Origin of the sequence: Phormidium sp. FACHB-592 (genome assembly GCF_014695795.1) — a bacterium.
Lineage (GTDB): Bacteria > Cyanobacteriota > Cyanobacteriia > Leptolyngbyales > Leptolyngbyaceae > Stenomitos.
Genome location: NZ_JACJOZ010000032.1, coordinates 40,696 through 63,839, shown reverse-complemented (window position 1 = coordinate 63,839; position 23,144 = coordinate 40,696). Strand labels below are relative to the sequence as shown.

15 protein-coding genes, 1 tRNA gene and 1 other RNA gene are annotated in these 23,144 nt (G+C 50.4%); 12 read left to right on the top strand and 5 right to left on the bottom strand.

Features of this window, described 5'->3' with window-relative positions; translation table 11 throughout:
* Window positions 1-237: 237 nt before the first annotated feature.
* The 4 genes from H6F86_RS07525 to H6F86_RS07510 all read left to right on the top strand — a co-directional run bounded on the left by H6F86_RS07525 (window position 238) and on the right by H6F86_RS07510 (window position 1,828).
* The gene (locus H6F86_RS07525) at window positions 238-462 is read left to right on the top strand and encodes a hypothetical protein (protein ID WP_190447675.1); all 225 of its coding nucleotides are present in this window, start codon (window positions 238-240) and stop codon (window positions 460-462) included.
* 146 nt (window positions 463-608) lie between these two features.
* Window positions 609-705: signal recognition particle sRNA small type (ffs, locus tag H6F86_RS07520), an RNA gene on the top strand.
* Window positions 706-890: 185 nt separating this feature from the next.
* Window positions 891-1,259 carry a hypothetical protein gene (locus tag H6F86_RS07515; protein WP_199305142.1) on the top strand — a complete coding sequence of 123 codons (369 nt, stop codon included), beginning with the start codon at window positions 891-893 and terminating at the stop codon, window positions 1,257-1,259.
* Window positions 1,260-1,411: 152 nt separating this feature from the next.
* Window positions 1,412-1,828 carry a hypothetical protein gene (locus tag H6F86_RS07510; protein WP_190447673.1) on the top strand — a complete coding sequence of 139 codons (417 nt, stop codon included), beginning with the start codon at window positions 1,412-1,414 and terminating at the stop codon, window positions 1,826-1,828.
* A gap of 26 nt (window positions 1,829-1,854) precedes the next feature.
* Here H6F86_RS07510 and thiD read toward each other — a convergent pair whose 3' ends face one another.
* Entirely contained in the window at window positions 1,855-2,703 is an 849-nt protein-coding gene (gene thiD / locus H6F86_RS07505) for a bifunctional hydroxymethylpyrimidine kinase/phosphomethylpyrimidine kinase (RefSeq protein WP_190447671.1), read from the bottom strand.
* Between the two features lie 114 nt (window positions 2,704-2,817).
* Here thiD and H6F86_RS07500 point away from each other — a divergent pair, with 114 nt between their 5' ends.
* The 4 genes from H6F86_RS07500 (at window position 2,818) to H6F86_RS07485 (ending at window position 7,685) form a co-directional block, all read left to right on the top strand.
* Window positions 2,818-3,597: an MBL fold metallo-hydrolase gene (locus tag H6F86_RS07500; RefSeq protein ID WP_190447669.1), complete on the top strand. Its 780-nt coding sequence runs from the start codon at window positions 2,818-2,820 to the stop codon at window positions 3,595-3,597.
* A gap of 100 nt (window positions 3,598-3,697) precedes the next feature.
* A tRNA-Lys gene (locus H6F86_RS07495) sits at window positions 3,698-3,769 on the top strand.
* 655 nt (window positions 3,770-4,424) lie between these two features.
* Window positions 4,425-5,411 (top strand): polyphosphate kinase 2, encoded by a 987-nt coding sequence (gene ppk2 / locus H6F86_RS07490; RefSeq protein ID WP_190447668.1) that lies wholly within the window; start codon window positions 4,425-4,427, stop codon window positions 5,409-5,411.
* A gap of 102 nt (window positions 5,412-5,513) precedes the next feature.
* Window positions 5,514-7,685 (top strand): glutamine synthetase III, encoded by a 2,172-nt coding sequence (locus tag H6F86_RS07485; RefSeq protein WP_190447666.1) that lies wholly within the window; start codon window positions 5,514-5,516, stop codon window positions 7,683-7,685.
* A gap of 171 nt (window positions 7,686-7,856) precedes the next feature.
* Here H6F86_RS07485 and H6F86_RS07480 read toward each other — a convergent pair whose 3' ends face one another.
* From H6F86_RS07480 to H6F86_RS07470, 3 genes are all read right to left on the bottom strand, one after another.
* Window positions 7,857-10,784: a PAS domain-containing protein gene (locus H6F86_RS07480; protein WP_190447664.1), complete on the bottom strand. Its 2,928-nt coding sequence runs from the start codon at window positions 10,782-10,784 to the stop codon at window positions 7,857-7,859.
* A 797-nt stretch (window positions 10,785-11,581) separates the two neighbouring features.
* A complete protein-coding gene (locus tag H6F86_RS07475; RefSeq protein WP_190447662.1) occupies window positions 11,582-13,855 on the bottom strand; it encodes a transglycosylase domain-containing protein in 2,274 nt (757 codons plus the stop codon).
* Between the two features lie 236 nt (window positions 13,856-14,091).
* Window positions 14,092-16,020: an amino acid transporter gene (locus H6F86_RS07470; RefSeq protein ID WP_190447660.1), complete on the bottom strand. Its 1,929-nt coding sequence runs from the start codon at window positions 16,018-16,020 to the stop codon at window positions 14,092-14,094.
* Between the two features lie 201 nt (window positions 16,021-16,221).
* Between H6F86_RS07470 and H6F86_RS07465 the strand changes: the two genes are divergently transcribed.
* A complete protein-coding gene (locus tag H6F86_RS07465; RefSeq protein ID WP_190447658.1) occupies window positions 16,222-16,641 on the top strand; it encodes a hypothetical protein in 420 nt (139 codons plus the stop codon).
* Window positions 16,642-17,060: 419 nt separating this feature from the next.
* Complete coding sequence (tkt, locus tag H6F86_RS07460) at window positions 17,061-19,076, top strand: transketolase (RefSeq protein ID WP_190447656.1); 2,016 nt, start codon at window positions 17,061-17,063, stop codon at window positions 19,074-19,076.
* Window positions 19,077-19,169: 93 nt separating this feature from the next.
* On the opposite strand, the gene H6F86_RS07455 is transcribed toward tkt, so the two are convergent.
* Window positions 19,170-19,844, bottom strand: coding sequence for a hypothetical protein (locus H6F86_RS07455; protein WP_190447655.1), 675 nt, complete (start codon window positions 19,842-19,844; stop codon window positions 19,170-19,172).
* 878 nt (window positions 19,845-20,722) lie between these two features.
* Here H6F86_RS07455 and H6F86_RS07450 point away from each other — a divergent pair.
* Window positions 20,723-22,063, top strand: coding sequence for a CmpA/NrtA family ABC transporter substrate-binding protein (locus H6F86_RS07450; RefSeq protein ID WP_190447652.1), 1,341 nt, complete (start codon window positions 20,723-20,725; stop codon window positions 22,061-22,063).
* A gap of 210 nt (window positions 22,064-22,273) precedes the next feature.
* On the top strand, window positions 22,274-23,119 hold the full coding sequence (ntrB, locus tag H6F86_RS07445; protein ID WP_190447650.1) for a nitrate ABC transporter permease: 846 nt from the start codon (window positions 22,274-22,276) through the stop codon (window positions 23,117-23,119).
* Window positions 23,120-23,144: the final 25 nt, after the last annotated feature.

Here is a 23,144-nt window from a genome sequence, read left to right as displayed (position 1 = left end):
CTTGCAATGCTTGCGGCTGCAACTGCCGTTGCAAAAATTAATACATCCTGTCGGGTTTGCACGGAGAGGGTATCCAACAGCCAGTCTTCCGTCAGTAAGCCATGGCAAAGTACGCCACGATCGCCCTTGTCACTCACCGAGTTTCCATACGTAGCACGATCTCTATCTAAAGGTTACACCGCTTACGGAAGCGACTATTCATACTTGAGTTCGTGGTGGGTAAAAAGAAAGGTGCATATGAGTCCGATTAATCTGGTTGTACAAAAGGCAATTTGTCGCGGCTATCTCACGGCGGAAGCGGAGCAGACCTTGTGCGAATACTTTAATAGCAACTGCAATCTGCAAGATATTACAGCGCTGACAATGCTACAACGCACCTTGATATCGGGTCAGGTAAAGCGCTTGTCAAATGATGATCAGATAGCGTTGACCAATCGGCAGGCACTTCACCCCTACATTTAAGGGATTCGTGTGCATTTAGGCATTGACCAGTGGTTGAAATGCACTTCCCGCAGCGATGCCGCAATTGATCGCTTCTTAAAACTAGAGGGATGAACAACGTTAGTTTAGGCTTCTGACTGTCACCAGATGATGCTATCCTAGTAAATGATCCGGACCCATGCGATCGCAACGCCTAAATCTTGTCAGGACCGGAAGGTAGCAGCAATACAGGATGCTTGTGATAGGCGTGGACTCCGGGTCGCTTTTTTTGAGCGATGATCCCTTCAGCCATTGCTCAGCTTCGTTTATTTCATCAGCGTTTTTGGTACGGTTTTCCACCTGAAAGACCGATGACACTCGTTCATCTTTGTCCCTATGCTAAAAACATTGCAGACGGCACTGTAGAGTCGTCGTTCGCAGAATTGAGATTTTCAGGAGCTTAAAGCATTATGGGTTTGGGAGATTTAGTCCAAAAAGCAGTGTATCTCGGTATTGGCGTTGCTTCCTATGCAGGCGAAAAGGCAAGCGCAAAGCTTGGAGAACTGCGATCGCAGTTTCAAATACTTGCTGACGAAATGGTAGAGCGAGGCGAAATGACGAGCGAAGAAGCCCGTCGTTTTGTTGACGAAATGGTAAACAAAGCACAGCAGCAAGCGGTTGAGGCTCCAGAGACCCCACGCCCAACGGAGCCACGTCGTATAGAGATCGTCACTGATGATGATGAACCTGCTAAAGCAGACCCATCCGATGTAGGGCAGATGCGGCAGCAAGTTATGGATTTGCAGGAAGAACTCAAACGACTGAGACGCGATCAGTGAGGTAAGCTTGACCTCAGTCAAGGTGAGCTATACTTGAAGGATCTCACAGATATGAAGGCGACTCAAGCGTCCTAGAGCAGACCCCTATGTGACCTTGCATCTGTGGCGTTAGAATGCTTACGTTTAGGTGCAGAGGCTTAACGGATAGGCGTATGAAAACTTGGTCGCAGGAATTTTCTGAAATGCTTGAAACAATGGTGAGTGAAGTAGAGCAGTTTTGTACTGAAGTTGTCACTGACTTTGGTGAAATGGTTGATTCCTTTCTTGAAGCATCAGAAGAAGTTGTAGAGCAGGTACAATCTGTTTTCGTTGTTGAGCTTGAGCAACGCCTTGGTGATCTCATTGATCCCATTTTGGAGGCGTATTTAGGCATTGAGCTTGCGGTGGAAGAGACAGCACAACCAATGATCCACACAGTCGAGCCGTTTTTGAACGATCGCCCGACCTGTGTAGGGTGCCGACATTATCATGGTCAAACCTACGGTGGCACAATGCTGGTTTGTGGGATGCATCCTTACGGCTGGGAAAGCGACAAGTGCCCCGATTGGCAATCAACCTGGCAGGAATAGCTGGACTGTTAGTGTTTAACAACGCTTTAGCTGCTTGCTGACCACGAGTTGTTGACTAATAAGGGAAAGAAGTGCCCAACGGGTCCTTGTCCCTTGCCGATCGCCAGTGCGTACTTTAAAGCAGTAGTGACATATTCTTTGGCGCGGCGGGTTGCTGTAAGCGGTTCGTAACCAAGCGCAAGATTTGCTGCGATTGCGGCTGACAAGGTGCAACCTGTGCCATGTGTATTCGTCGTTTCTACCGTCTCTGCCGCTAACGTTTCAAGCTGCTGACCATCAAACCAGACATCAACACTGCGAAGATCGCCCTGTAAGCCACCACCTTTAACCAAGACGGCTTTTGCGCCTAGTTGATAAATTCGTTGAGCGGCAGACTGCATATCTGCTAGGGTTTGAATTTCTAGATTACCAAGCATTTGTGCTTCGTAGCGATTGGGCGTTAGTACCGTAGCGTGAGGAATAAGCGCCGTTCTGAGTGTGGCGATTGCGGCATCATCAATTAACTGTGCTCCCGTCCGTGACACCATTACTGGATCAACGACCAGATTAGTCAGGTTTAACGCCTCCACCTGAGCCGCAACTGCCGCAATAATAGTCTGATTCAGCAGCATTCCCGTTTTAGCTGCCTGCACCCCAATATCCGTCACAATCGCTTCCATCTGAGCCACCACGCTTTCTGGTGGCAAGGCATCCACACGCTCTACACCCAGCGTATTCTGCGCTGTAATACATGTAATCGCGCTGGTTCCATGTACTTTGTGAAAGGCAAACGTCCGCAGATCTGCCTGAATGCCTGCACCGCCGCCACTGTCAGATCCCGCGATCGTCATCGCCACGGAAATCTTCGGCGTACCAATGTCCTGCTGCTTTTCCATACGTTTTACCCTCAGCCTTCTACCTTCAGCCTTTAGCCTTCTCTCCCACCCTACACCCCCTACCCCACACTCTTGTAAGATGGAGGCTAGATTCTTTAAGAAAGATTGCGAACGATGAGACTCACACGGATTGACCTGAACAGTTGGCTCTTTCATCTTGCTGGGCGCACGATTCTCGTTGACCCCTGGCTGGTAGATCCATTGGTTTTTTATGGTCAACCCTGGCTGTTTACGGCTTCTCACAATACGCATCTCGCTGTCACACCCGAAACCCTCCCCCCGATCGATCTGATTTTGATCTCTCAGGGCGTAGACGACCATTGCCACAAACCAACCTTAGAACGGATCGATCGCGCCATTCCTGTCGTTGCCTCGCCAACGGCAGCCAAAACAGTACGGCAACTTGGCTATCAACAAGTCACCACGATCGCCCATTGGGAAACCTTCACGCTAGGCGACACGCTTAAAATTACCGCGATTCCGGGTGCAGAGCTTCAACCAGGACAGGTTGAGAATGGCTATCTGTTGAGCGACCGCACTACTGACGAAACCCTTTACTACGAACCGCATCTCTTCCCCCTTACCACACCCATAGAGCGCCTTGGTCGAGTGGATGTAGCGATCGCACCGGTCGTCGGTCAAGTCTTTCCACTGTTGGGGCAGGTCATTATGGGTCCCTTAGAAGCCATGCATCTAGTCGAAACATTGAAGCCCCACTTCTTTGTACCAACGGCAATCGGCGACATTCGCGCTGATGGCATCCTTCCTAAGCTCATCCAAACCATTGGCAGTGTGGAAGAATTTCGCGATCGACTGCTTGCCTCTGGCTTGCCGACCCAACTGCGCGTTCCTGCTGCTGGAGAGACTTTAGAGTTAACGGCGATCGTTCGCTAAAGCCTGCGGTCAGCGTTGGAACAAACTTTATTGAGAAGGGATTGGGGGCGATCGTGATGAGAGGGCGAAAGAATTTGTTATGATAAGCTTCCTGCCCTACGGGTGACTGGCGCAATGGCAGCGCATCGGACTCTTAATCCGCTGGTTCTGGGTTCGAATCCCAGGTCACCCATTACTTGAGCACTGTTTGCTTTCCATTGATCATGTGACATAACCTTACTAGCCTGTTCCTGCTTTCTCCACTTCCCCCTAGCATCGATTGAGCCAAATTTCTTTGGTTCCAGCAACTGGTTGAATGAAGCCAAAGCCTCGTTCGTCCTTCCATTTGATCAGTCGACTCGTATGCAAACTAGGTTTTATCAAGTTCGTCCTGCACTTCATCAGGTACAAATTTTTGGTTTAGGCAATGTTTAGTGGCTTTTGATACAAATATCTTATGTTTCTATTCTTACTATAGGGCGGGTGTAAAGACATCATCATTGCCGTGTAAAAGCTGAAATTTAGGAACTTACCGCCTCATTTATGACATCACGTAATGAGTGATTAGGCTTAAAGCTTTGGCTGCGGGCAGGTTGAGCAGAGTAAGGAAATAATTACAACAAAAGATTGGAAAGCTCGGCTTCTAAGTTCGCATCGTGTTACATCTGTCTAAAGAACTGTACAAAGCGTTGTAGAGATAGAGGCGTTAGTCTGTAGTGCTTTACCTATCATTTAACGGTATTTGCCTTTCTAGATTTGATGTCGCTTAGAAGGTTGTGTTCTCTTGGAGCCGTTGCCTTTAAGCCTATCTGTTAGCTGCTTCGCCCTCATGTCATGTAAAGGCAATCATGGAACCCGAAACTGTAAACGGCACCGACCCGCCCACTACGATGCCAGAGTCTTTAGCTGCGGAGCCGAAACAATCGAAGAAGAAGGACAAGAAAAAGAATAAGAAGAAAAAGGATAAGAAAAAGAAAGAAGCCGAGATAGACAACGCTAAGCAGGACAAAGCTGAGGAGCAGAAGCCGTTCTACCATCTTTCTGAAAGCGAAGGTAGCTCTAAACTTTCAAGCAAAGTATACGAAAACGAACTGTCTCGTTTGCAAATAGAGCTAGTGAAAATGCAATATTGGGCAAAGCATGTTGGTGCCCGCATTGTCATCTTGTTTGAAGGGCGAGATGCTGCCGGTAAGGGTGGCACGATTAAGCGCATTACCGAACCGCTCAATCCTCGTGGCTGTCGAGTTGTCGCTTTGGGTACGCCCAGCGATCGCGAAAAAACTGAGTGGTATTTTCAACGCTACGTAGCGCATCTGCCTGCTGCGGGTGAAATTGTGTGTTTCGATCGCAGTTGGTATAACCGGGCTGGAGTCGAACACGTGATGGGTTTTTGCACTGATGAACAATACCAGGAATTCTTACAAAGCTGCCCTGAGTTTGAGCGGATACTCGTCCGGTCGGGCATTGTTTTGCTGAAGTACTGGTTTTCGGTGAGTGATGACGAGCAGGAGCGTCGCTTTCAGTCTCGTACGACCGATCCGGCGCGTCGGTGGAAGCTAAGCCCGATGGATTTGGAGTCGCGCGATCGCTGGGTGGAATATTCCCAGGCAAAGGACGTGATGTTTGCCCATACCAATATTCCTGAAGCGCCCTGGTTTACTGTCGAGGCAGACGACAAAAAACGCGCCCGCCTCAACTGCATCCATCACTTCTTGAGCAAAATTCCTTATGTTGATATGACACCAGAACCGTTAGAACTGACACCACGTAAGCCTGCTCGTAACTACGTGCGTCCGCCACACAACGAACAGTTCTTTGTTCCACAAGTGTACTAAGCTCTCACCTACAGCCTGGTCAACTACACCGTCCCTTTTATAGAGGTTGTGGCGTTTAGTTTCGTTCGTCCGTAGATTCCAACCGTTTAGGAAAAAAGCCCCATGACCCATGAATTGCGCGTTCAAGCTGTTTCTCAAGTCACCGATCGCAAACCCCAACCACCCAAAATGCCCCAACGTCTGGAAGCGCTGTGGGCGACGGATGTCTTCACGCTGAGCAAGATGCAGGCAAGCTTGCCCAAAGAGGTATTTAAGTCTATTAAAAATACGATTCAAACGGGTGGAAAAATTGATGTATCGGTGGCAGGTGCGGTTGCCGCAGCAATGAAAGACTGGGCAACGTCCAAAGGCGCGCTCTATTACGCGCACGTTTTCTACCCGATGACGAATGCGACGGCTGAGAAGCATGATGGGTTCATTTCAGTGCAAGGTGATGGCACGGTCATCACCGAATTTACTGGCAAAGTGCTAGTGCAGGGCGAACCAGATGGTTCTTCCTTCCCGAACGGTGGACTGCGCTCTACGTTTGAAGCGCGAGGCTATACGGCATGGGATGTTACCAGTCCTGCCTATGTAATGGAAACCGACAATGGCGTGACGCTTTGCATTCCCACAGTGTTCATCTCCTGGACGGGTGTCGCGCTGGATAAGAAAACGCCATTGCTGCGATCGAACGCCGCGATGAACAAAGCCGCCACTCGCGTGCTGAAGCTGTTAGGACACACCGATGTTGCACCTGTAAACTCCAGTTGTGGTGCAGAGCAAGAATACTTCTTGGTAGATGCTCACTTTGCCCATAGTCGCCCCGATCTGCTGCTGGCTGGTAGAACCCTCTTTGGCAAACCGCCTGCCAAAGGACAACAGTTTGATGACCACTACTTTGGAGCCATTCCCGATCGCGTCCAGGTGTTCATGCAGGATGTAGAAGAGAAGATGTACAAGCTGGGCATTCCAGCCAAAACACGACACAACGAAGTAGCGCCGGGTCAGTTTGAGATTGCGCCCTTTTTTGAAGCGGCGAATGTAGCGAGCGATCACCAGCAGCTCACAATGACCATTCTCAAAAGCACTGCTAAAAAGCATGGCTTTGCTTGTCTGCTGCACGAGAAGCCGTTCGCTGGCATTAATGGTTCTGGCAAGCACGTTAATTGGTCGGTTGGCAATGCGACTCAAGGCAACTTGCTTGATCCAGGCGATACGCCTCACGCCAATATGCAGTTTTTACTCTTTTGCGGCGCGGTCATTCGGGGTCTGCACAAGTATGGTCCCTTGCTGCGGGCTGTGGTTGCTACTGCCAGTAATGATCATCGCCTGGGTGCAAATGAAGCTCCTCCAGCAATTATCTCTATGTATCTAGGGACGCAACTGGAGCAGGTGTTCAATCAAATTAGCCAGGGACAGCCCACCAGTTCTGCCCACGCTGGGGTCATGGAACTCGGCGTAGACACATTGCCGATCTTCCCTAAAGATCCGGGCGATCGCAACCGCACGTCACCCTTTGCTTTCACAGGCAATCGTTTTGAGTTCCGAGCCGTTGGTTCGGGGCAGTCGGTTTCGGGCCCGCTTGTCGCGATGAACACCATCCTGGCAGATTCCCTTACCTGGATTGGCGATGCCCTGGAGAACGAGATGGCAAAGGGTACGGAACTGAATGCTGCCGTTCATACTGTGCTGAAAGAGGTGATGGACAAGCATGGCGCTGTCGTCTTTGGTGGTAACGGCTATTGTGAAGAATGGCACAAAATGGCGGTCGAAGAACGTGGTCTACCGAATCTGCGGACGACTGCCGATGCACTACCCGTCTTAAAAGCCGATTACATTGAAGAACTGTTTGAGCGCGTTGGTGTGCTGACTCCGGTGGAACTCGAAAGCCGCTTCGATGTGTATGCTGAGCAATACATCCTGGCGATCGAGGTAGAAGCCAAGCTGGTAGTAAGTATCGCCAAAACGATGATCTATCCGGCTGCAATGCGATACCTTTCTGAACTATCTACCGCGATCGCCAACGCCAAGGCGATCGGCATCGAAATGGGCAAGGAAAGCGCCGAAAAGGTAGCAGCGCTCATTCAGCCCATGCTGGATAACGTCAGCAAACTCAGTGAGGCAATGACTAAGCATGATTTTGCTGCACCGGAAGAGCATATGCAGTATTCTGCCCAAATAATTCGTCCATTGATGGATAAAGTGCGGGAGTATGCTGATGCACTTGAAAGCGAAGTAGCCGACGATTTTTGGCCGCTACCGACCTATCAAGAAATGCTGTTTGTCAAATAAGCTGAGTTCGGGATAGTAAGCTCTTTGATTTCATCCCTGCTTCAAGGCTTCTCTAGCATTACGTTAGGGAAGCCTTGAAGTTTCAGGTCAGGATTTTCTGATAGAGTCTGGAGTTTGCCTCCCAATGGGGGGACATCGCCATCAGAGCCAATCAGCGAGCTGCAATCATCTTTACTGAGGCACTTGCTTTAGAGGAATTTCAATCAGGAACTCTGTACCTTCTCCAGTAGAGGACTGGCACTGCAACGAGCCACCATGCCGCTCTGTAATGATTTGGTAGCTGATGGATAAGCCCATGCCAGTGCCTTTGCCCACGGGCTTCGTGGTAAAGAAGGGATCAAACAGCTTTTGACGTACCGCTTCGGGGATGCCGGGTCCATTGTCTGCGATCGCAATCAGGACGCGATCGCCGTCGCAAACTTCGGTGCGAATGCGAATGACACTAGGATTTTGCTCCATCGTTGCAGCATCACGTCGGCTGTCACGCTCATCCAGGGCGTCGATCGCATTACTTAGCACGTTCATAAACACCTGATTAAGCTGCCCTGCATAGCATTCAACCAGGGGTAAATTGCCATATGCCTTCACGACTTCGATCGCGGGTCGGGCATATTCACATCCCTTTAGCCGCATCTGTTGTGCTTTGAGACGGCTTTGCAAAATCATCAGTGTGCTGTCAATGCCTTCGTGAATATTGACCGCTTTAAATTCGGCTTCATCCATGCGCGAAAAGGTTCGCAGAGACGCGACGATTTGCTGAATGCGGTCTGCACCGACTTTCATTGATGCCAGCAATTTGGGTAAATCTGTCATCACAAACTGAAGGTCGATCGCAGTAGCAACGGTCTGAATTTGTTTCGTTGGTGTTGGGTACTGCTCTTGATACAGGTTAATCAGTTGCAGCAGATCCTGAATGTATTCGTTGGCATACGTGAGGTTGCCGTAGATAAAGTTAACGGGATTGTTGATTTCATGCGCGACCCCTGCCACCAGTTGCCCCAGGCTAGACATCTTCTCGCTTTGCACCATTTGCGCCTGCGCCTCCTGAAGTTCTTGCAGCGCTTCCTCTAGCTGCTGTGTTTGCTGTTGCGCCGTGTTGGCAGCAATCACGCTCTGGTGATAAAGCTCTGCCTGGTTGATGGCGATCGCAAGTTGACTTGCTACGGCTTGCAGTAGCTCAATTTCTGATTCGCTCCACGGACGTATAGCGCTGTGATGACCGCAATGAATACCGCCCCGTCGCCCCGAAAGTATCTGTACCGGCAGCAGTAGCTCCGAGTGATAGTTGTAAAAACGCAGAATGTCGCGGGCTTCTGGCTTGAGATGTGGATCGGTCTCCACATCATCAACACGGTAAGGAGTCTGGCTTAAGAGGCTTTCGACAATGGGGTTATGGCGATCGGCTGGCTTACTCAGATCTTGTGGGTACGTGCCCAGAAAGCTGGGGAAGCCAGCACTCCGCGATTCGTGCGTAAATTCGAGGTTCGCAAGCTGCTCCGATTCGGGGTGATACCAGCAAAAGCTACAGCGATCGATTTGCAACAGGTTGCGGACTTCATGCACGGTCGTTTGCAGAATAGTATCCAAATCCAGCGAACTACGAATCTGGTTGGCAACACGATTGAGCAATTCTTCGCGCTGCGCTAACGCTCGCAGTTGTGCTCCATTTTGCTGCAAGGCAACTTCGGCTTGTTTGCGCTCGGTGATGTCTTCGGTGATCGCTAAAAGATACTGTGGGTTGCCGTCTTCATCAAAGACAGCCGTTTTTTTAGTGTGCAAGATGCGTGCCTCTCCCCCGTCGGCTGGCACCAACTCTTCGGGAAGATCCAGGATGTCTCTGGTCTGCAACACCTGGAGATCGTGAGCCATTACCACCTCAGCTTGCTCTAGAGGCAACAGGTCGTAAGCGTTCTTACCCATCACCTCTTTAGCAGTCGCACCGAGTACTGCCTCAGCCGCCGGGTTCCACAGTACGTAGCGCAGATCCTTTGCCTCTTTAGCAATTACTGCTACTGGCAGCGTCCGGAGTACAGACTCTAAAAATTTGCGGATGTATTGCAGCTTTGACTCCGCTTGATCCCGCTTGTGCAGCGCTGCTTGTCGTTCATGAACTTGTTGCTGAAGTTGCACAACGGTTTGCTGAAGTTCGACTGTGCGCGCCTCTACACGTATTTCTAGCTCTTCCTTAGACTGCTTGAGCGCGGCTTCTGCGGCTTTTAAGGCAGTAATGTCGCGCATCGTGCCAACCATAAATTTCTTGCCAGTGGCATCACGCAAGCAGGACTTTTTGGTGGAGAAGAGATGAGTCTGACCGTGCAGATTGGTCAGGCTTTCTTCGTCTTCTCGATCGCATTCCGTAGTCAGCACAATCTGATCAGTCTCACGAAAAAACTCGGCTTGTTCGCTATCAGGAAAGACCTCATGATCAGTCAACCCAATCACATCAGGGCGATGCCAACCCATAAACTGACAAAAGACATCGTTTAAGAGGATATAGCGATGCTGCTGATCTTTAACAAACAGAGGATCAGTCGTGGTGTTAATGATCGCGTTCAAAAAATCGCTGGAAAGGGGTGCGGTCGAGTGTTGTGTTGTGTCGCAAGCCTCTGTCAATACGGCTGTGGCGGGCGAGTCTACGCTTACGTGCACCAGGGAAAGCACGCCCGTCACTTGTTGCTGCCCATTCATTAGCGGTGCGTTGTGCCAGGTGTAGACAGCAGGCTTGCCATCCGGTGTCACCGTTTGATGAAGCGTGCGATCGCCGGGCGCTTGATTACGTGCGGTAGCCATCAGTCGGTGGCTCTGTTCTAGCGGCAGCAGATCGGTGACATGACGACCGATCGCGTCTTGCTTGCTGTAGCCTAAAAGCCTTTCAGCCGTAGGGTTCCAGTCAACGACCTCAAATATGGTGTTCCACTCAATGATAGCGATCGACGACTGCTGCAATGGCACTGAGAGCTTTTGATGCGACGCTTCCAGGGGCGGTTCAGCTTGCTGAAAGTGCAGCAACTGCTGACCCATCTGAGTCAGCATGAGGGCTTGTTCGGCTACACGCTGTCGTAAGTCAATTAACTCTTGGTGCAACGATTCAGACAGCATACTGTTCTAAGACCATTCTGAGGCTTCAGTGCGGAGAAGTGTTATCTATCAGTGCTATGGTTTAGGGCGGGTATAGGGGGAAGCTCTGGCTAGGAGAAATACACCCACTACTCCTTTAAGGCAAATGTTCTTAGCTCTTTTAAGATAGCGATGTAATCAGCGACGATCGCTCAACGTAGTACTGTAAAATTTCTGTCTATAGCGATTGGGGCAAGCATTCGCTAAGGTCGAGAGCAGAGATGCACGCTGCGCTCTAACGGGTGAGGTTGGTCTGGAGGTGATGTAGCACATCCTTCTCTTAAGTTATCTTAAGGCTCGTTGACTGTACCCAGCGTCAAATACCGCACTTCTGTCCAGTTAATTGATGAATTTTGGGTAAAGATTGCAGTTTTACTCTGCACATGCGCGGCTTTTTAGCTAGTCGTCCACTGGAGCTTCGCTGACTCGGTAAGTATTCTCAACATTTATCAGAGGGAGATATGAGCTGTGTTTGCAATTAGGGGGTTTCAGCCCCTTCACTGCTAAAACATCCTTGGGATTAAGCATTGAATTACCTGTAACGTTGACAACTTACAGGAGGTATAGCATTGCCATAACCCTACACAAAACCTGACTTTAGGAGATTTCTAGCAAACAAAATACCCGTAGGGGCAGGTTTGATACCAACGTGGTCGGTTATTCACAAAGCTTCTGGCAAAACCTGTCCCCTACAAGCGGTACATTCTTTCTCAGAAATCTCTTTACTTAATCTAAGCCTCACAGTTTAACTATGCCCAACAACTGAGAGGATGCTGCAATCAACGCACACTTTTACTCATGTAGTTGCCCCAAAGTTGGGCTGCTTCGCCGCTGCTGCCAGACGTAGGGGAATTGTTATCATTCCCTAACCAAACACCCGTGACCAAGCTACCGGGGATATAACCTACAAACCATAGGTCAACATTGTCATTAGTAGTGCCTGTTTTTCCGGCTTCGCCTTGCCCGATCGCCGCAGCGCGTCCCGTACCTCCACGCACGACACCTTGCATCAAACTGGTCATTGTCTCTGCAATGTCTGGGCTGAGAACGGGTTGCCTAAGCTGTGGATCTCGGTCGGCACTGTAGATAATGCGGCAGGTTTTGACATCTTTCGGAATTTTACAGTCACCACCATCTAGTATGCGTCGGATAGCGCGGGGTGGATTGCTAACGCCGCGATTGGCAAAAATGCTAAAGGCTCCTGTTAGCTCTAGCGGTGTCACTTCACTCTCGCCTAGTACCAGCCCAGGTGTGGCTTTGAGGGTAGAGCGGATACCCATGCGTTGAGCGGTGCGGATGGTGTTGTCTAGCCCTGCAGCTTGAGCTACTCGTAGCGCAATGACGTTCTCAGACTGTGCCAAGCCTGTAGATATATCGAGGCTACCGCCGCCAGTCCGACAGCCTGCAAACGATTGTCCCTGCCAGTCGAGCGGTGCGCACGAGTAGGCGGTGCCAGGTGAAATGCCTTGCTCAAATGCTGTTGTATAGGCAAAGACTTTGAACGTAGAGCCAGGTTGCCGTAGTGCCTGGGAGGCTCGATTGAACTGACTTTTTTTGTAGTCTACGCCGCCTACAAGCGCAAGTACTTCGCCGTTTTGAGAATCAATGGTGACGATCGCCCCCTGCGAGAAGCCTGCGCTAGCCCCAGCATTATTGACCGCCTCTTGTAGACTGGCTTCGGCTCGGGACTGTAGTTTGAGATCAAGCCCCGTTTCAATGATGAAGTTGCCTTCTTCGGCAAGCTCTGAACCTAAAAGCTGCTGAAGTTCAGTAAACACATAGCTGTAGTAGTAGGGCGCAAGCACGTTGTCTAGCTGCGCTTTGGCTTTGGGGTTGACATCAACGCGCGATCGCCGTGCCCGTTGGATTTCTTCGGCGCTGGCTAGATTTAGCTCTGCCATGCGCTGCAAGACCCCATCGCGGAGTTCGATCGCCTTGTTGTAGTCGCGCACAGGGTTAAAGCTATTGGGTGCAGGCAGAATGCCCACTAGAGTCGCGGCTTCTGATAACGTCAGGTCTTTGGCAGACTTACCCAGATAAAACTGCGCCGCATCTTCAAACCCATAAGCTTCGTTGCCCAGATAGACACGGTTGAGATAGGTCAGCATGAGAAAATCTTTGCTGTAAAACGTCTCCAGCTTTAGAGCAACTGCTGCTTCGCGCAGTTTGCGTCCGGCCGAATCCTGGGTGCCCACGTACTGCCGCAGCAGACTACGAGCAAGCTGTTGGGTCAGTGTACTGCCGCCCTCACGAATTTCGCCGCCTCGCACGTTGGCGACCAATGCCCGCAGCGTGCCGATCGGGTCAACGCCGAAATGCCAGTAAAAACGGGAGTCCTCAGAGGCGATCGCCGCCTTCGCAAGGTATGGCGAAAAGTCTGACAGGTTCTTAAACTCGGTATGGGTACGGTTTGTCACCGGACTAAGCGGCGTTTGCCCATCCCGCGCTAATACTACAAAGGGTCCCTGTACCGAGTCAGGCAATGGCTGTACCGAAAATTTTTGCCACTCCAGCAGCACCCCTGCCACTGCAAGGGCTGTCACGCCACCAACGCCATACATCCAGTAGCGAACGGCTTGCACATACCAGGGCGGCGGATCAATAAACTGAATGCGAACGGCAGCCGCTAGTTCTGGTGGACCGAGCGTATAAGCTGCTTTGTGTCGTAAGCGAGTCGATCGCACCCGTCGCTTGCCACGATAAATGCCGTTTGTAGAGTTTTCGTCTTTAAGAAAAAACGGCGGACGAAATAAGGTGCTTAAAAGGCTCTGCCGCTGGCTATCTCGATTAAGCGAGAGATGCACCTGGCTGACAACTGGATTCCGCACGACTATATCGCACGTTTTGGAGCTGCGCCCCAGCATATAGCGATCGCCTAGCAATGGATAGACCTCTGCCTGCTCGGCTCCTGCCTCCTGCACCCATAGTTCTGGCACCCGTGCGTTTGGCTTTAGCTTCAGCTTAGAAAAATTGATCTTTGCCTGAACAGTCTGCACTGCCTGGGTAATGGCACCGACAAGCGTTTGCGATCGACGGGGGGGCGGCGGGGTCATGAGGGTCTACGAGTAGAACTGCTGAGATCAGAATCACAACCGTATTTGCAAGTTCCGACCTACTTCAGACTCATTCTAGACAACCACCGCCATTTCTGAACTTTACTCATTGCCAGTTAAAGGGTTGGGCGATCAATTCAGTCGAGTCAGGCTAACATGCAAGGGAGAGATGTAGGGGAAATAGAGGAAGCCAGGCGAAGCCCTAATCCCCTTCACTTCTTCACTCCTTCACTCCTTCATCCCCCCACATGAATCCCCGGACGCTGCTCCGGATTAGGCTCTGCTCGACGAAGCACTTCACGGGTCACGACGGGAATATCGCCTTCACCAAAGAGGATGAAGCGCAGCAAATACTGAATGGGATTGCCCTCAATCCAGCCAAAGTAAGCGTGTGGAAGTTTGCCAGTTTGGTTGCGAAGCTCTAGCAAGATAGCGGCAATGGCATTCGGCACAGCCGCACTCTGAGCGCGTAGAATACGGTATTTACCCACTTCTACCCCTACGACCTGGATCTTATCAATAAACTCAGACGCATCAGCGACTTGAATTTCAAGAAACAAAACGGGATCAGTTGGGGGAATCAGGTTGTCCTCACGGACTTCTCGTTCTTTTAAGTAATACTCCTCTACATCGCCTGTATGGAGCCGATTGGCAATTAAGCGGATGGTGCCCTGACTTTCTTCTGCAATGAATTGACGTGCCGTGGCATCAAATTCAATGTGATCTGCTCGTAGCTCGGTCGATCGCCAAACTCGTGAGATGAGAGAGGTTGCCACGATCGCGCCGATAAAGAAGGCAGCAATTCTGATGCCCTCTGGGCGCTCGATAATATTAGTGACAGTGGTATAGAGAAACACGAGCGTAATGAGGCTAAAGGCAATCGTGCCCCGTTGCGATCGATGATGACGCGCTGCCAGAGCGACTGCAAAGGCACCAGAACTCATTAGCACCAGCACACCAGTGGCGTAGGCTCCACCCTGCGCTTCCACGTTTGCCTTAAAGAGAATCGTGACTACAAAGGCAATGAGCGTATAGACCACCACTAAGGGTCGTGCTGCCAATGTCCAATTCGGAGCCATACCATAACGAGGCAGATAGCGTGGCACAATGTTGAGCAGCCCTGCCATTGCCGATGCTCCTGCGAACCAGAGAATGGCGATCGTGCTCAGATCATAAATGGTACCGAAGGCATCACCCATATAGAAATGCGCCAGGTAGGCAAGGGCACGTCCGTTGGCTTTACCGCCTGCCTGAAATTCGGCAGTAGGAATGAGTAGTGTTGTCACCAAACTGCTGGTCAGCAGAAAGAAGCTCATGATGACTGCCGCTGCCGTGAGCAGTTTGCGGGTGTTGCGAATGCGCCCATGCGGAAACTCTTCAGTGTCCGTACTGCTTCCCTTTACTAACGGCATTACCACAACACCTGTCTCAAACCCAGACAGCCCCAGCGCTAACTTAGGAAAGAGCAGCAGCGCGACCCCCAGCATGGCAAACGGGTTTTGATGTCGGGTAAAGAGCGCAGTTTGCCAGTCTGCGATCGCCGATGGGTGTTGCCAAATCTGGTATGCACCCACACTAATGGTGATCAGGTTCAGCAGCAGATAGATACTTACCAGGAAAACAGCAAGCCCGATCGCTTCGCGGAACCCCCTCAGAAACACCGCACCCAGCAGTGCGATCAAGACCAGCGTAATGGCGATCGCCTGGTCATGTAGAAAGTCTGGCACCAGCGGATTTTCAATAACGTGTGCCGTCGCATCGGCTGCCGAAAGGGTAATAGTGATAATAAAGTCGGTCGCGACGAAGCCCAGCAAACACAGCACAAACAGCTTGCCCTGCCACCAAGGGAGCAGATGTTCGAGCATGGCGATCGATCCTTCACCATTAGGGCTTTTGGCAGCAATGCGCCGATAGATTGGCAAGGCACCAAATAACGTTAACAGCACCAAGATTAAAGTTGCTAGCGGCGAAAGTGCCCCTGCCGCCAGTGCCGCAATACCAGGCTGATAGCCCAGTGTCGAGAAATAATCGACACCCGTTAAACACATGACCTGCCACCAGGGATGCGTTGAGTGCGCTCCTCCCTTTTCGTGGCGGTTTTCTTGCAAAAACCAATTAATAAGCTGTTGGCGACGCTGTTCAATTGGATTAATCGATTGAGCCATCAACACTACTCCCATGCTGTGTCGCTACTGTTAGGTTATGGCAAGTTGCAGCAATGCTCAAAGTAAATTTCACTAAATCTATAGTCTGGTGAGCAGCGTTTCTGATAGACGGGGAAGGGGGGAAGGCAATGTGATTTTGTTCCACCCCTCTACCCTTGATGCCAGACGCATTGTTAGCCATCTTTCTCTTGATGAACCGATATGACACGGAAGAGCTTCAGAATATTGCTAGTGCTCAGTTGGCTACTTGTAATTGCCGGGGTTGTAACCTCTTTCGCAACCGAGAACTCCCTCCCCCCCGAGTTGCAAAGTTACCTCGCAAGAATAGAAAACGCTCCGCTTGCGAACGGCGAACTTGTTCTAGTCGTCGTGGATATGACATTTATTGTTTTTGCTGCCGTGCTTACCGTCGGGCTTTTCCGTTTCAGGCGATGGGCATTGACCCTCCTGCCAGTGAGCTACGTCCTCGGATTTGTTCTCATACCCGTTAATGGTCCTTATGTTGAATCAGGGTGGGTGAGCATCCTGTTCTATGTGGGTAGCTTGGTGGACGGCATCATTTTGGCTCTCGTTTACTTCACTCCCTTGAGAGAATCCTTCGAGACGAACGGTGCTGTCTAACCAACGGCAGGCGGCGGACGCGCAAATTAGCGACCACCTCAAGATGAAATTGAGCGCGCGTCGTTGAGGCCGGGTGTTAAGTGTTCATTCACCCTAAATGCCGCTTCAGGTGAAAATGAATGGATTTGCGTTCACAAGGGATAGATCATTGGCAGCTTACGCTATAAACTTTAAATGGAAAGCGATAGGTATTGTTGCTCACTCTTTTCTGATCATTTCTTTCTACCTTATCTAGTAGAGTAAGTTGAAGGTTTTGCAACGCCCTTACACCGTCTTCGCCACCCTTCTCCCTAAGGAGAGGGAGCCATATTGTAGAATTAACCATTTGAACTACGCGCTGCTTCATTGCATCACTGAACCCGATCGCTTGCCCCTGTCCGCCTGCCCACACCCACGCCGTTATTAAACTAAGAGAAGTCATGGCTGTCGCAACCACCCAAACCCTCGAACAACTTTGTATTAATTCCATTCGCTTTCTCGCGGTCGATGCCGTTGAAAAAGCCAAATCTGGTCATCCCGGCTTACCGATGGGTGCTGCGCCGATGGCATTCGTCCTTTGGGATCAGTTTCTGCGGTTTAATCCCAAGAATCCCAAATGGTTTAACCGCGATCGCTTTGTGCTGTCTGCGGGGCACGGCTGTATGTTGCAGTACGCTCTGCTGCATCTGACAGGCTACGACAGCGTGACGATCGACGACATCAAACAGTTCCGTCAGTGGGAGTCGAGAACACCCGGACATCCCGAAAACTTTGAGACGGCAGGCGTAGAAGTGACAACGGGTCCGCTAGGCCAGGGGATTGCAAACGCTGTTGGGTTAGCGATCGCCGAGGCTCATCTGGCAGCTAAGTTCAACCAGCCTGACCTGACTCTAGTTGATCACTACACCTACGTCATTTTGGGCGATGGCTGCAACATGGAAGGCGTATCGGGTGAAGCCTGCTCTCTTGCAGGGCACTTAGGGCTAGGCAAGCTGATCGCGCTCTATGACGACAACCACATTTCGATCGACGGCTCCACCGACATTGCCTTTACCGAAGATGTCTCCAAGCGCTTTGAGGCATATGGTTGGCACGTCCTGCATGTTGAAGATGGCAACACGGATTTGGAAGGATTAGCAAAGGCGATCGCGGAAGCAAAAGCCGTGACCGACAAGCCCACCATGATCAAGGTGACAACCACGATCGGCTACGGTTCTCCCAACAAGCAAGGCACCGCAGATGCGCACGGCTCGGTGCTTGGTCCCGATGAAATCCAACTCACTCGCGATAACCTGGGCTGGGAGTACGAACCCTTTGTTGTGCCCGATGATGCACTGGCACATCTTCGCAAAGCGATCGATCGTGGGGCTAGCCTCGAAGCCGAGTGGAATGAAACCTGGGCGCAGTACAAGACGAAATATGCCGAAAAAGCAGCGGCGTTCGATCGCCTTCTCAGCGGCAAGCTTCCCGACGGTTGGGAGAGCGTTTTGCCCACCTACAAGCCCGAAGACAAACAGCTTGCCACTCGCAAACACTCCGAAATCACCCTGAATGCGCTGGCGAAAGTGCTGCCGGAACTTATTGGCGGTTCCGCTGACCTCACCCACTCCAACCTCACCGAACTGAAAGGAACTGGCAACTTCCAGAAAGGGCAGTACGAAAACCGTAACGTTCACTTTGGCGTGCGCGAACACGGTATGGGAGCCATCTGTAACGGCATGGCGCTGCATGGGTCTGGGTTGATTCCCTATGGTGCGACCTTCCTTATCTTCACGGACTACATGCGGGGCGCGATTCGCCTGTCTGCACTGTCCCAAGCGGGCGTAATCTGGGTGATGACCCATGACTCGATTGCGCTGGGTGAAGATGGTCCTACCCACCAACCCGTAGAAACGATCGCCTCGCTGCGAGCCATTCCCGAACTCACGGTGCTACGTCCCGCTGATGGTACGGAAACTTCAGGAGCTTACAAAGTAGCGGTGCTAAATGCTAACCAGAACCGATCGACGTTGATTGCGTTCTCACGTCAGGCAGTGCCGAATCTAGCCGGTTCCTCGATCGATGGTGTGGCAAAAGGAGCCTACGCAGTCATCGACTCTGATGGTACACCTGATGTCATTTTGATTGGTACAGGCGCTGAAGTCGGTCTGTGCGTCAAAGCGGCTGAACAACTCACCAGCGAAGGCAAAAAGGTTCGCGTCATTTCCATGCCATCCTGGGAACTCTTTGAAGCGCAAGATGCCGCCTACAAAGAATCCGTGTTACCTAAAGCCGTAACCAAGCGCCTGGTTGTAGAAGCAGGCATCAGCATGGGCTGGCAGAAGTATGCTGGGGCTGAGGGCAATATTCTTGCAGTCGATCGCTTCGGTGTTTCGGCTCCTGGCGGCACGATTATGGAGAAGTTCGGCTTTACCGTTGAGAATGTAGTTGCGAAAGCAAAAGCATTGCTTGCGTAAGTTGTTGGTTGTCAGTGGTTGGTAAGCCAACGCTTTCGCCATGAACGATCGCCCAAAACCGCTTTAATGCCATGCCGAAGGCTCTCTGAAATTTCAGGGAGCCTTTTCGGCTTGTGCAACTAGGCGATCGATAATTGGCAAAAAGCGCTGAGTTTGAGCCGCATAAGACCAGCCCACACCGTCTGGATCGCGAGTTTGAGTCCAGTCGCTTAAGAGCGGCAAGTGCTTTTTGCGACTGATAGTTTTTGCTGCCACGCCCAACCGTTTGGCGAGTTCAGTTTGCGTTAGAGAGTTGGGCAGCGCTGCTACCCCAGTGTGGTCACCAGCGACAGTGTCAACTACTGGTATAGAGGCAGATGGTGATCGAGACAATTGCAGTGATGAGAAGACGTACACTACATCACTGTGCTCTGTCACTTCAAAGCGGGCTGCAAACTCTTTGGCACGGCTATCCAGATAATGACGAGCCGCGATCGCGGTTATCTCTGCTGTCATCGCAAAATCAAGGAGTGTAATCTGTCCGTGATGCTCTCGCAGCAGTTGGTAAAACGTTGTGTGTAAGTGCTTTTGTCGTCGTCTCTCCACTTTGCAATGGCGCTGCCAAAGCCACCAACCAACCAACCCCGGCACCAGCACTCGTAGTACTGGCAGTAGTTTATGCAGAGCAATCGAAGCTAGTCCAACTAGACACAAGGCACCCACAAAAAAGGCGACATAGTGCACCAGACCACTTCTACTCATACCGTCTGGTTTAGCCAAACGTGCCATCTTTCTCCTCCAGTAATGAGGTTCTCTGATATACGAGTTGACCCCAACCTTAAAGCGCTTAGTAAGACAGCAAAATTGGGATCAACCGCATACGCGATTGGTACTTAGCTACGGGCAAAAAGCAAATTAGTTTGACCCGCGAAAACAACCCCATTTTAGTACAAACGCACTGGAATGCAATCACTTTTGCGATCGCCAGCAGGTGCGGTTCTCCCCGAGCAACGATGCTGTTCTAAGCCTAAGTAAGAGGGCAACTGTCCTCCGTCCTTATCCCGCTAAGACTGCTGTAGCGCTGAAATGAAGCAGTGTCCGACTCATCATCCGTGCCTTTTTGCTCTTTTTGCTCTGTGCCTCTGGTCGGCTGACAGTTCTCTGGCAGCATTGCTTACACAGATCTCAAACTTTGCCCGATCGATGCCGTCCGTTCGCTGTAGTGCATGCATCCCTTAGCAAGCAATTGCAACACGCAAAAAAGCTGCGGTGAGACGCTTCTAGGCTTTAAGCCGCATAATCTATAGTTTATTTGCTTAAGGTAAGCCACAATCGATAAGCAAAACTTTACCTTTCGCATAGCAACTCTGTATAGCGGCTCTAATTGATCTTTCAAGCCTATACAGCTAAAGTATTTTCAAGATAGATTTTTAGCTATTAGCTTCTTGCTACGAATAGATTCTTATCTATGGTAAAGGCTAATAGTTTGATGCCTCTTGCCAGGTAGAAATTCATCTTTTGTTATTAACCAAGCACTGGTAGCAGGTTCACGTGAAGGACTGATGGGTTCATTCAGCATGAACCTGAAAATTTTGTAAACGATAAAACCCCGTTTGGACAGTGTGCCTTTTTGATTGCAGCCCCATCTTGGACTGTTAGGAGATTCTATGTCTGATTTTTCAAATGTTTCTCGTCGTCGGTTCATGACGATCGCCACGGCATCGGCTAGCGCAGTGTTTTTAAAAGGTTGTTTAGGTAATCCACCAGAAACAACCCAATTTACTCCAATTGCCACTCCAGTTGCCGATTTAAAGCCGGAAATGATACCGGAAGTCAAGACAATCAAACTAGGCTATATGCCTATTGTTGAAGCCGCTCCCTTAATTGTTGCAAAAGTGAAAGGGCTGTTTGCCAAGTATGGGATGCCCGATGTTTCAATTGATAAGCAAGCAAACTGGGGTTCTGCACGCGATAACGTGAAGATTGGTTCTGCTGGCGGTGGTATCGACGGTGGGCAATGGCAGATGCCGATGCCGTATCTGATTTCAGAAGGCATCATTACCGACAATACAAAAGTGCCCATGTATGTGTTGGCGCAGCTGAATACCCAAGGCAATGGGATTGCGATCGGCAACAAACACTTGGGTAAGGGACTATCCATTAAAATCACGGAACAAGTCGCCTTCTTCAACAAACTGAAGTCAGAAGGCTCGAAATTCAAAGCGGCGTATACCTTTCCTAAATCTAACCAGGAATTTTGGCTGCGCTATTGGCTGGCTGGAAATGGCATTGACCCCGATCAAGAGGTTGAGCTGTTGACAGTGCCAACCGCTCAAACGGTTGCTGATATGAAGCGGGGTGCAATGGATGCCTTTAGTACAGGCGATCCTTGGCCGCATCGGATTGTGGCAGATAAGATCGGTTTCATCCCAGTCCTCACTGCAGAACTTTGGAAGAATCATCCCGAAGAATACCTTGCCATTCGCAAAGACTGGGTAGACAAACATCCCAAGGCGACTAAAGCCATTCTCAAAGCGGTGATGGAAGCGCAGCAGTGGTGCGATAACTTCGACAACCGCAAAGAGCTAGCAAGCATTCTGGCTCAGCGCGAATACTTTGGTATGCCAGAGTCTGTGTTGCTAGAACCGCTGATGGGTAAATACAACCTGGGTGAGCGATCGATTGATGATAAATCGATGGCAGTACTGTACTGGAAAGACGAGAAAGGCAGTGTTTCTTACCCCTACCAGAGTCATGATTTGTGGTTCCTGACTGAAAGCGTGCGTTGGGGCTTTTTACCGAAGGATACGTTGGCTAAGGCAAACGATTTGATTAAACAGGTGAACCGTGAAGATCTTTGGCGGGAAGCTGCGAAGGAACTAGGAGTCGCTACGGCTGATATTCCCAAAAGTACCTCTCGTGGAGTTGAGACCTTCTTTGATGGCACTAAGTTTGACCCTGAGAACCCACAAGCGTATTTGGATAGTTTGAAAATTAAGCGAGTTTAGAAGCTGGCTTATCGCTCCATCAGCTTTAGCAATCTTCTCAACCCCATCCTACTTTCTGCCTCTACAGCTCTTGCCTGCACTGCAAACTTGTTGTGACTTCTTTGTAGGTTTCTGAGAACCGCTGCACCAGTTTTTCAAAGGTTGTTAGGTGGAAATTTGATCCACCAACAGGACGTTGATTATTCACCATTGCACTTAAAGGATAGACCTATGACGCTCGCTCGTAAGCAACCGACCCCAACCGTGTTTGACCTGCCCTTATTGGCTCGCTTTAAGGTGAAAGAACGACTAGGTGACTTAATACCACCGATCATCGCGATCGCCATTTTTCTTGCACTTTGGCAGCTTTTCTCATGGCTTCCAGGAGCCACACTCCCAGGTCCCATTCGGGTTGTCCAAGAGACGTGGACTTTGATCCTCTATCCCTTCTATGACAGAGGTGGTACTGATAAGGGCTTATTCTGGCAGATTTGGGCTAGTTTACAACGGGTTGCGATCGGCTATACCTTTGCTGCCCTGGTCGGCATCAGCGTAGGCATCTGGGTTGGATTGAACAAGACATTATCCAAAGCTCTCGACCCCCTCTTTCAACTGCTGCGAACTGTACCGCCATTAGCCTGGGTACCGATCGCACTTGCCGCATTACAACAAAACCAACCTGCTGCGTTGTTCGTCATCTTTATTACTGCTGTATGGCCCATTTTGATTAATACAGCCGTTGGTGTTAGACAAATTCCTCAGGATTACAACAACGTTGCTCGTGTATTGCGGCTATCGCGCAAAAAGTATTTCTTCAAAGTGCTTTTTCCGGCTGCCTTGCCCTATATCTTCACAGGCTTACGCATCTCGATCGGTCTAGCTTGGTTGGCTATTATTGCTGCTGAAATTGTCATGTCCGGCATCGTGGGCATCGGTTTCTTCATCTGGAATGCCTACCAAAATAGCCAAGTGAGCGAAATTATTCTGGCACTGGTGTACATCGGTTTTGTAGGACTGTTGCTGGATAAGTTCATGGCATGGTTGCAAACAAAAATTTTGCCAGAAGAACAACGGTGATATGAAAGTTTTGAGTTTTGAGTCG

Coding starts and splice junctions, on each gene's coding strand:
- H6F86_RS07525 (WP_190447675.1), top strand. CDS start 238: ATGAGTCCGATTAATCTGGTTGTACAAAAGGCAATTTGTCGCGGCTAT.
- H6F86_RS07515 (WP_199305142.1), top strand. CDS start 891: ATGGGTTTGGGAGATTTAGTCCAAAAAGCAGTGTATCTCGGTATTGGC.
- H6F86_RS07510 (WP_190447673.1), top strand. CDS start 1,412: ATGAAAACTTGGTCGCAGGAATTTTCTGAAATGCTTGAAACAATGGTG.
- thiD (WP_190447671.1), bottom strand. CDS start 2,703: ATGGAAAAGCAGCAGGACATTGGTACGCCGAAGATTTCCGTGGCGATG.
- H6F86_RS07500 (WP_190447669.1), top strand. CDS start 2,818: ATGAGACTCACACGGATTGACCTGAACAGTTGGCTCTTTCATCTTGCT.
- ppk2 (WP_190447668.1), top strand. CDS start 4,425: ATGGAACCCGAAACTGTAAACGGCACCGACCCGCCCACTACGATGCCA.
- H6F86_RS07485 (WP_190447666.1), top strand. CDS start 5,514: ATGACCCATGAATTGCGCGTTCAAGCTGTTTCTCAAGTCACCGATCGC.
- H6F86_RS07480 (WP_190447664.1), bottom strand. CDS start 10,784: ATGCTGTCTGAATCGTTGCACCAAGAGTTAATTGACTTACGACAGCGT.
- H6F86_RS07475 (WP_190447662.1), bottom strand. CDS start 13,855: ATGACCCCGCCGCCCCCCCGTCGATCGCAAACGCTTGTCGGTGCCATT.
- H6F86_RS07470 (WP_190447660.1), bottom strand. CDS start 16,020: ATGGCTCAATCGATTAATCCAATTGAACAGCGTCGCCAACAGCTTATT.
- H6F86_RS07465 (WP_190447658.1), top strand. CDS start 16,222: ATGACACGGAAGAGCTTCAGAATATTGCTAGTGCTCAGTTGGCTACTT.
- tkt (WP_190447656.1), top strand. CDS start 17,061: ATGGCTGTCGCAACCACCCAAACCCTCGAACAACTTTGTATTAATTCC.
- H6F86_RS07455 (WP_190447655.1), bottom strand. CDS start 19,844: ATGGCACGTTTGGCTAAACCAGACGGTATGAGTAGAAGTGGTCTGGTG.
- H6F86_RS07450 (WP_190447652.1), top strand. CDS start 20,723: ATGTCTGATTTTTCAAATGTTTCTCGTCGTCGGTTCATGACGATCGCC.
- ntrB (WP_190447650.1), top strand. CDS start 22,274: ATGACGCTCGCTCGTAAGCAACCGACCCCAACCGTGTTTGACCTGCCC.